The following is a 1,856-nucleotide window of genomic DNA, read 5'->3' as shown; positions in this document are numbered from 1 at the left end:
TTGCCTCAGCGCTTGGCGCTCAAGTATAATACCACACCCCCGCCTCCTTGTCAACACTTTTTGACAGATTTTTTCCAATTTCTTTGCAGAGCAAAGATTCCCCCCGTTTTTCACCCGTTTCAGGGCGTGCCTTTTTCTTGACAAGGCGGCGGGCAAAACGTATTATGGAGTCATCCCCCAGCATCCTGTGTAAGGTAGCTATACTTATTCTATAAGGGAGAAGCGCCATGTCCTGTGTCAACATCCGCGGCGGGCGCGCTATTATATCATATATACATTATATTGCGCTGCAGAGGAGGGCTTTGTTTATGATACTCACCGTCAACATTGGCAACACCCACATCACCGTGGGCGGCTACGAGCAGGATACTCTGCGTTTTTGTGGACGGCTGCACTCTGATACCGCCGCAACGGTGGACGAATACGCCATCCGTCTGGTGAATCTGCTCTCTCTGCACGGTGCATCGCCGGCACAAATTGAAGGCGGTATTCTGGGCAGTGTAGTGCCCGTGCTGAGCGGCCGGGTTCTTTCCGCTTTGCGTATCCTCTGCAATGCGCGCATCCTGACGGTCGGCCCCGGCCTGAAAAGCGGCATCAAGCTTCGGCTGGACAACCCCGCCCAGCTGGGTGCCGAGCTTTTATGCGGTGCTGTTGCTGCACTGGCAGAGTGTTCCGGGCCGCTGGTGGTGATCTCTGCCGACACCGCTATCTCCATGATGGCAGTCAATGCCAAGCAGGAACTTGTGGGCGGCGTGATCCTGCCCGGGCCGCAGCTCTCGCTGAGCGCACTGGTAAAGAACACCGCTCAGCTGCCGCAGATCGACCTTGCCGCAAAGGCTCCTGCATCCATTCTGGGCAAGAGCACCTCTTCCTGCCTGCAGAACGGCTTTGTACTGGGCACCGCCAGCCTGCTGGACGGTCTGGCGGAACGTTTCTGCGCAGAGCTTGGCCCGCAGACAGCATTCTACGCCACCGGCAATCTGCCCATTCCCATCCGGGAAGCATGCTGCACCCCCATTCTATACCGGGAGACCCTCATCACAGACGGGCTGTACCGCATCTGGATGAAAAACAAAAAAGGATAGCTCGAATCCTCCCGGCGCGCTGAAAATCGCAGCCTGTTGTTAGACATTCCTACACGCTGGGAACCGCGCACTAAGCAACAGCCCGCTGGGCTGATTGCTTGCCCTGCTGCGCAGGGCCGTGCTGTTCGAATCCTCCCGGCGCACTGAAAAAAGAAAAACCAGAACACGAATGTGTTCTGGTTTTTCTTGGTGCAGTAAAGCAATCCAAATCCGAACCATTTCCCTCGGATGCAACTTCTGTCGCTTCTCCAAAGGTGACGGTCTGTGTTCCTTCTTTATAATTAAAAGTTATCAAAACCTTATCATCATACAGATAAATCGCATTGATAAACGTATCCACCAGCGCCTGCCGCTGGTCTTTCAGGCTCATGTCCAGCTTGCGAAACCGCAGCAGCCAGAACCGAATGAATTCTTCGGTCACTTTCGGCTTCGCCAGCTTTTCTTCCGCAATGCGGGCTTCAAGCTCACGCTTGGTTTCTTCCAGCTGCTCCAGCCGCTCCTTGGTGAAACTGGTCAGGATTCCAGCTTGAATCGCGTTCAGCATATTCTGGATACCAGATTCCGCATCCCGAAGCTGCTTCTCATAGAGTGGAATGTTGGTGTTCTCCTTATTTTGCAGTTCCATCACCTTGGCGATGATGGATTCCATAGCGGCATCGTCTTTCACAAGCTGCATGGTCTGGTTGACTACCAAATCTTCCAGCCACTGTTTGCGGACGGTCTTTTTCTTGCAGCCCTTGTGCTTTTTGGCAGTGGCACATTTATAGTAGC

1 protein-coding gene and 1 pseudogene are annotated in these 1,856 nt (G+C 53.8%); one reads left to right on the top strand and one right to left on the bottom strand.

Annotation, left to right across the window (positions count from 1 at the left end; translation table 11 throughout):
- Nucleotides 1-308: 308 nt before the first annotated feature.
- A complete protein-coding gene (locus WMO17_RS12995; protein ID WP_044953371.1) occupies nucleotides 309-1,085 on the top strand; it encodes a type III pantothenate kinase in 777 nt (258 codons plus the stop codon).
- A gap of 70 nt (nucleotides 1,086-1,155) precedes the next feature.
- Here WMO17_RS12995 and WMO17_RS12990 read toward each other — a convergent pair.
- Nucleotides 1,156-1,856: pseudogene (locus WMO17_RS12990) on the bottom strand (recombinase family protein); the annotation flags it as partial.

This window comes from Faecalibacterium faecis, from assembly GCF_040096475.1.
GTDB classification, from domain to species: domain Bacteria; phylum Bacillota; class Clostridia; order Oscillospirales; family Ruminococcaceae; genus Faecalibacterium; species Faecalibacterium taiwanense.
The sequence above is the reverse complement of the archived record's forward strand: the minus strand, read 5'-3'. Positions and strand labels throughout refer to the sequence as shown.

Excerpts from the sequence above, each read along its gene's own strand:
- WMO17_RS12995 (WP_044953371.1), top strand. The coding sequence starts at position 309 with ATGATACTCACCGTCAACATTGGCAACACCCACATCACCGTGGGCGGC.